Below are 6864 nucleotides of genomic sequence, written 5' to 3' on the forward strand. Positions count from 1 at the left end.
CAATTGATGCGAACTCTCCAGATCGGTCCGGCCGAATTCGGGTTGATCGTATCGTCATATACCTTTGCGGCAGGACTGTCGGGCCTCGTCGCCTCTTCGATCGTGGATCGCTTTCCCCGCCGGACCTCATTTCTCGTGCTCTATTCCGGGTTCCTGCTGGGGACCCTGCTTTGCGCCATTTCGCCAACTTATCACACGCTTGTCGCGGCTCGCATCGCCACCGGTGCCTTCGGTGGCGTGCTGGGGGGGATGGCCATGACGATTATCGGTGACGTCGTTCCTGAGGAACGGCGGGGCCGGGCGACGGGCTCACTCATGACCGGGTTTGCGCTGGCCTCCGTCGCCGGCGTGCCGCTGGGGCTGTTTCTCGGCACGAACTATGGTTGGCAGGTTCCGTTCATTGCTCTGGTCATCGCGGGGGTTCCCATTCTGTTTCTGGCACCGTTTGCGATGCCGCGACTGGATGGGCACGTCCACCAGGTGCATGCCCACCCGCTTCGTTCGCTGACCGAAACGTTCTCGTTCGCCAGTCATCTGAATGCTTTTGCGTTGACCGTGGCCCTGATGATGGGAAGCTTTACTGTCTTCCCCTACGTCAGCACCTATTTCGTTTCCAACGTGGGGCTGACAGAGCAACAGCTTCCGTTGATCTATGTTGTAGGTGGTGGACTGACTCTGTTCACCGCGTCGGCCATCGGCAAGCTGACCGATCACTGGGGAGCTTTGACGGTCTTCAGGACAATCAGTCCGATTTCTGCATTGCTGTTACTGGCGATCACGCACCTTCCCCATGTCGCTGTTTCGGTGGCGGTCGTCGTGTTTGGGAGTCTCATGGTGAGTAACGTGGGGCGGATGATTGCCGCCATGACCATGATCACGAGCAGCGTCGAGCGTCATCGCCGTGGTGGATTCCTCAGTGCCAACTCTTCCGTGCAGCACATTGCGAGCGGGATGGGGGCCTACGTCGGTGGGATCATTATTTCGGAGTCAGAAAACGGACTGCTGGAACGGTTTGGTCTCGTCGGCTGGATCGCCGCCAGCTCGACGTTGATCAGCCTCTGGCTGGCTGGGCGGATTCGCTCGCTGGAGGTCACGCCCGGGTTGGCGGAGACGATCAGCCTCGGAGCGGCTGCCGAAGCGACCGTCGATGCCAGCGAACCCATCGCCGCAACGATTGAAGAGTGCTGAAGCGATCGAGCGACGATGCCTCGCGATGAAGTGACGTGCAAGCAGGCTCTCGCTCCAGCAGTTTGACTTCCCTTACTTTCCGCAGTCGCTACGAAGGTTCTGGTGATCGTCACGGTACGGGCTTAGATTCGCGGACACCTCTTTCGGACGGGCGGACAGGTGTATCGGCCGATCATCGCCGCTAGAATTTGGTGCTTCCGCCACGCGCGCTCTGTGGCGATTTGATGTGGTCACCGGCTTTCAATAGGTTTTGTTCATGGATTTTCTGTCAGAGTTGCGGTCTCGCCTGCGGGCTTCCCTGGCGTCATTGACCGATTCACCCGAATCGTATGTCGAGATGCTGAAGCCTTCTCAGGACGTGAAGTTTGGGGACTTCCAGGCAAATTGCGCGATGCCCCTTGCGAAGCAACTAAAGCGACCTCCTCGCGATGTCGCAGCGGCATTGGTTGAAAAGCTAGACGTTCTGGATCTTTGCGAGCCTCCCGAGATTGCCGGACCCGGATTCATCAACTTCCGTCTGAAGACCGAACGGCTGGCTGAAGAGACGGCCAGACTGGCCAGCGACGATCGGCTGGGTGTTGCAGCGACGACGAGCCCGCGCACGATTATCGTCGATTATTCGTCTCCCAACGTCGCGAAGCCGATGCATGTCGGCCACCTGCGAAGCACGGTGATCGGGAATGCTCTCTGCCGAGTGTTGCGATACCTGGGACACCGCGTCCTCTCAGACAACCACGTCGGGGACTGGGGGACCCAGTTCGGGATGATTATTTACGGGTACAAGAACTTCCGCGACGATGCCGCCTACCAGCGTGATGCCGTGCCGGAACTGGCCCGGCTCTACCGTCTGGTCAATCAGCTCTCCGACTACGACGAAATGGTGGCGAATCTGCCGAAACTGGTCGCGGACGTGCCCGTGAAAGAAGCCGCTGTCACGGCGACTCGTCAGGCTGCTGCGGCCAATCCCGCAGACAAAGATGCGGCCCGGTACGCCAAGAGATCCGAGCAGGAGTTGAATGATCTCAAAGCCGAGATCGCTTCGACCGAAAAGAAGATCAGCGCTGTGGCGAAGGATGAGCGTCTGAAATCTCTCGCAGAGGCCCATCCGAAGATTGGCGAACTGGCCCGGCGGGAAACCGCCAAGCTGCATGCAGGCGATCTCGAGAATAAACAGCTCTGGGACGAATTCGTCCCCAAGTGCATGGCCGCCCTGGAAGTGATGTATCAGCGGTTTGGTATCACCTTTGATATGGCACTGGGGGAAAGCTGGTACAACCCGATGCTCGCGGGGATTGTTGAGGAGCTGAAGCGAGCCAATCTTGCCGTGGTCAGCGAGGGGGCAACATGCGTCTTTGTCGACGGCAATGAGGCTCCGTTCATCGTTCAAAAGGCGGATGGTGCGTTTACTTACGCGACCAGCGATCTGGCAACGATCCGCTACCGCGTCGATACCCTGGCCGCCGATGCCTGCCTGTACGTCGTCGATTCTCGCCAGAGCGAGCATTTCCAACTGCTATTCGCGACCGCGAAGAAGATGGGCTACGACAAGACCGAGTTCCGGCATGTCAGCTTTGGTACCGTGCTGGGTGAAGACCGCCGTCCGTACAAAACTCGTTCAGGCGATACGATTGGACTGGAAAGTCTCCTGGACGAAGCGATCCAGAACGCTCGCAAGATCGTCGATGAGAACAGTTCACACCTGTCTGAGGCAGAACGGGCGAATGTCGCGGTGCTCGTCGGGATGGGAGCGATCATTTACGTCGACCTGCATCACAACCGTGACAGTGACTACGTCTTCAGTTGGGAGAAGATGCTGGCCACCACGGGGGATACTGCCACGTATAACCAGTACGCCTACGCACGCGTCTGCGGGATTCTGCGGAAGGGTGAAGTGGATGTCTCGGCCTTACGGCAGGGGGGACACCCGGTCATTCTGGGGACGGCCGCAGAACGGGCGCTCGCTCTGCAGCTCAATCGCTTTGCCAACGCGGTGGCCGATGTGGCGGTCGATTACCGTCCGAACCTGCTGACACAGTACCTGTACGACACGGCAAACTGTTTCGCGTCGTTCTATAACGAGTGTCCCGTGCTGAGTGCCGAGCCGGCCGAACTGCGAACCAGTCGGCTTCTCTTGTGCGACGCGACGGCCCGAGTTCTCAAGCAGGGACTTGACCTGTTGGGGATTGGTGTGGCGGATCAGATGTAACAGGTCTGGCAGCGCTGCAGGTCGGTCCGTTGCCCGTGACTCGGAAGCAAACTGAATTTCGAATGGGATTCTGCATTTGGCGAATCGAAGTCGATACCTGGTTGCAACGCTGCGAGCCATCGGCGTGCTCGACCTGTTCGCGTTTTTCGCGGTTGTCGCGCCGCGAAGCTGGATTAACGCCAGTCATCAGTCGCTGGGAATGGGAGACTTTCCCAGCGACTCCATTGCGGGCTACCTCGCCCGATCGACATCGTTATGGTATGTCGGTTATGGGCTGCTGCTGTGGTATCTGGCCGCGGACGTTCAGGCCTATTCGCGCATCATCGCCTTGATCGCCTGGCTGATGATTGTGCAAGGGGGCATCGTCGTGGGGATCGACTGGGCCGAAGGGATGCCTGTGTGGTGGACGGTGCTGGAGGGACCTTGCTGTGCCGGTCTTGGCGTGCTGATCCTCATCCTGCAGCGATGGTCTGCGAAAGAAGGACTGCCGGAAACCACGCTGTCCAGAACAGAGTCAACATAGCCAGCGCGAAGAGGGCCGATGGAGGGTCATTGATGGGCTGCGGCGCGATGGTGATCGTCAGTCCCGATATTCACCAGCCTTAATGAGCACGCGGCAAGGCATTGGACTTGCCGTTTGCTAAGGCCGTGATCGGAATGCGTGCGAGGTGATCACGTGTCTCACCGCTCATGCCCTGCTCAGGTCCAGTCGGGCGTCAGCCCATGCGTGATTCATCCCACTTGCGAAAACCGATTCGCAGCAGGCCGGTGTAGCTGGCGTTGAAGACGAAGGCACTGAGTTTCAGGTACCGCACGAACCGGTTGTATGTTTCCTGGTCGACGATCTTGAGTGCTTCGGCCTTGCGGGCGACGAGCGTGCGGTACCAGATCTGACAGGTGCGACCGTAGTGTTCGCGGTCGTTACGAAGGATTTCCACTTCGAACAGACCGTTACTGGCGGTGATGATGTCCGAGACCGTGGGCAAGACCGACTCGGGGAAGATGACGTCGAAGAAGAACTTGGTGTCAGGCTGTTCTTTGACGTTTGCCACATCGACGTTTCCATAGGAAATCGTCTGCAGTGAAAGCCGTCCACCCGGTTTCAGCCATTTGTGGCAACGTTGGAAGAAGGCGCGATAGGCGGCGATTCGCTGATCGTCGTCCCAGTCAGCTTTCGCAAAGTGCTCGAAGGCACCGACGGAGACGATCCCGTCATAAGGGGAGTCGGGCTGGTGATCCACCCAGCTTTCGATCCGGATGTCGACTCGCGGGTCAGGCCGCTGGGCACTCCAGGCGGCCTGTGCATCGCTCAGTGTCAGACCCGTGGCATGCTGGACGCCGTGCGTTTCGACCAGGCGTCGCACAAGCGATCCCCATCCGCAACCGACATCGAGAACCCGGGCTGCACCTTTTGCTCGAATCTGATTTGCATGGAAGTCCAGCTTTCTTAACTGAGCTGTTTCCAGTGCAGAATCGGGTTCGTCACCTTCCCAGAGGGCACATGAATAGCAAAGGGTGGGGTCCAGCCAGAGCTCGTAGAACTCGTTGGCAACATCGTAATGACTTCGAATGGCTTCCGGAGAAGCACCACGCGGTGTGACTGTTGCCGACATGTTCTTCCTTGCGATCGGTCAGTGAGTTACGCAGCCATTCTTTGAGGTTCGCCCGAGTCCGAGCCGGTGGCTTCCTTCGGTGCATTGGCTTTCTCAAGAACGATGTCCAGCAGTTGACCGACGTAGACGGCGTCTGCCAGTTCTTCGTGTGTCAGCCGGATCTTGAAGTGTCGTTCCAGTTGCATGATCAGGCTGACCATGTCGACGGAATCGAGCCCGAGTTGTTCGGCGAGATGCTGGTCATCCGACAACGCATCGAGTGGTTCGCCGGTTTCAGCCTCAAACAACTCTAACAGCGTCTCACGAATTTGGTCGCGTGTAACCACGATATCTCCCGAAGTCATCCATGATGGGAAGCTCACCTGATCGCGTCGCAAGCGGAGCTGGTTCAAGCGACGATCCATTGATCCGACAAACTGACGAACGCCGTAATGGAGCAGCCCAAAGTGTCGGATGCCGAGAGATCAAAACAACTTTTGCAAGACGCTACAATACCGATTTTTCGGAAAATTCCCTGAAGAGGTCATTTTTTCCTCGTAAAAGATCTAGTGGCAAAACCAGAAGTCGCTAGACTGCGGACCCCGCTTGTATGACTGATAAGGACTATCAGGATGATGGGCCGCTCAGTGGAAGAATACAGCGGTGAATTGAACGATCGGAGCTTGAGGCTTCGGTTCAACGTTGACGATGCTCCAGGGAGGGAGCTATGCGACAGTCAAACTTTTATTGGTCAATTGTCGTCTTGTGTGTCTGTGGGGTGGCGGTCGAGACCGGGGCATTCGCTGGTGAGATCACTCCTGTTTCTGCGACGATCTCCCGGAGCAAGCCTGAACCCGGCGAAGTCCGTGAATTTGAAGTTCGCGTCGATCACAAGCCGGTCGGTACCCATCTGCTGACGATCAAGTCCGTCGGCGATACTCAGCAAGTTTCGTTTCAGACCGACGTCAAAATCGACGTCATTGTCTACGCCTACACCTTCAAGCTTGAGGGGAAAGAAGTCTGGCGGGAAGGACGCGTCGAAACGGCCAGTGTGCGGTGTGAAGATGGTGGCAAGAAACGCTCATTCACTCTCAAAACCGACGGCTGTCATCAGGAAATCGCTTTCAATGGAAAACCCATTTCCTGCCCTTCACAGTGTCTGATGACCACAGCGTACTGGAGGTTGCCACCTCAGGACGTTCGCGACAGCACGCTGACAATTGTTGACGTGGATAACGGTCGCGCTCAGGCGGCGACGCTCGAATATGTCGGCACTGAAAACATTACGTGTGCGGGCCGGTCGCTCAACTGCCGTCACTTCAAGATCGACGGGCCGTCGCCTGCGCAACTGTGGTTTGACGAGCAAGAGCGACTTGTCTGTCAGAAGTCGATCGAACAGGGGCACCACATGGAACTGCGGCTGAAACAGATTCGCGTGTCTAAAGAATAAGAGTCCTCCCGTAACGCAATTTCCTGTCCGGCCGACGGAAACCTGTTTTTTCATTCGTCCGGGCCACTTCGAATTTCATCCCGCTCAAACTTTTATCGTGTTTATAGAGGGGCACCTGTGTCATCAATCGCCAGTACTCAACGAGAGCCGAGTGCCAACAACAACAGTTCCCTTGAATGTGTCGTTGCCTCGTACGCGACAGCGCGATTGCAGAACGACGCGGTGAACGCCCTGAGAAAACAGTCCAGCAGCCTCCCCGGTGATCTGGGAAACAGCGTCCTCAGACACTCTGACGAGCAGACTCTGACCTCCCTGGTGGCAGTCAGGGATGCGATGAGCAACTTTGAGACTCCCCCCGAATCGTTCCAGGACTGGGGCGTCGTGACGTCATCCCGCTATCTGGGGCGGACCGCGTTCGCGCAGGCCTT

General features: G+C 57.5%; 7 protein-coding genes. 5 read left to right on the plus strand and 2 right to left on the minus strand.

Annotated features, from left to right (window positions below):
• The 3 genes from VGE80_RS07970 to VGE80_RS07980 form a co-directional block, all read left to right on the plus strand.
• The coding region (locus VGE80_RS07970) for an MFS transporter (RefSeq protein ID WP_440592276.1) at positions 1-1188 on the plus strand (1188 nt) is incomplete at its 5' end.
• Between the two features lie 256 nt (positions 1189-1444).
• Positions 1445-3394 carry an arginine--tRNA ligase gene (gene argS / locus VGE80_RS07975; protein ID WP_440592277.1) on the plus strand — a complete coding sequence of 650 codons (1950 nt, stop codon included), beginning with the start codon at positions 1445-1447 and terminating at the stop codon, positions 3392-3394.
• A 76-nt stretch (positions 3395-3470) separates the two neighbouring features.
• Positions 3471-3917 carry a hypothetical protein gene (locus tag VGE80_RS07980; protein ID WP_440592278.1) on the plus strand — a complete coding sequence of 149 codons (447 nt, stop codon included), beginning with the start codon at positions 3471-3473 and terminating at the stop codon, positions 3915-3917.
• 193 nt (positions 3918-4110) lie between these two features.
• On the opposite strand, the gene VGE80_RS07985 is transcribed toward VGE80_RS07980, so the two are convergent.
• Both VGE80_RS07985 and VGE80_RS07990 read right to left on the minus strand, forming a co-directional pair.
• Positions 4111-5007 (minus strand): class I SAM-dependent methyltransferase, encoded by an 897-nt coding sequence (locus VGE80_RS07985; RefSeq protein ID WP_373653686.1) that lies wholly within the window; start codon positions 5005-5007, stop codon positions 4111-4113.
• Positions 5008-5033: 26 nt separating this feature from the next.
• Positions 5034-5333 carry an acyl carrier protein gene (locus VGE80_RS07990; RefSeq protein ID WP_373653685.1) on the minus strand — a complete coding sequence of 100 codons (300 nt, stop codon included), beginning with the start codon at positions 5331-5333 and terminating at the stop codon, positions 5034-5036.
• Between the two features lie 380 nt (positions 5334-5713).
• Here VGE80_RS07990 and VGE80_RS07995 point away from each other — a divergent pair, with 380 nt between their 5' ends.
• Both VGE80_RS07995 and VGE80_RS08000 read left to right on the plus strand, forming a co-directional pair.
• Positions 5714-6436 carry a DUF6134 family protein gene (locus tag VGE80_RS07995; RefSeq protein ID WP_373653684.1) on the plus strand — a complete coding sequence of 241 codons (723 nt, stop codon included), beginning with the start codon at positions 5714-5716 and terminating at the stop codon, positions 6434-6436.
• Between the two features lie 117 nt (positions 6437-6553).
• Positions 6554-6864, plus strand: a 311-nt coding sequence (locus tag VGE80_RS08000; protein ID WP_440592279.1) for a hypothetical protein, incomplete at its 3' end; no start/stop codon positions are given.

The organism is Schlesneria sp. (genome assembly GCF_036405755.1).
In the GTDB taxonomy this organism is placed as follows: Bacteria; Planctomycetota; Planctomycetia; order Planctomycetales; family Planctomycetaceae; genus Schlesneria; species Schlesneria sphaerica.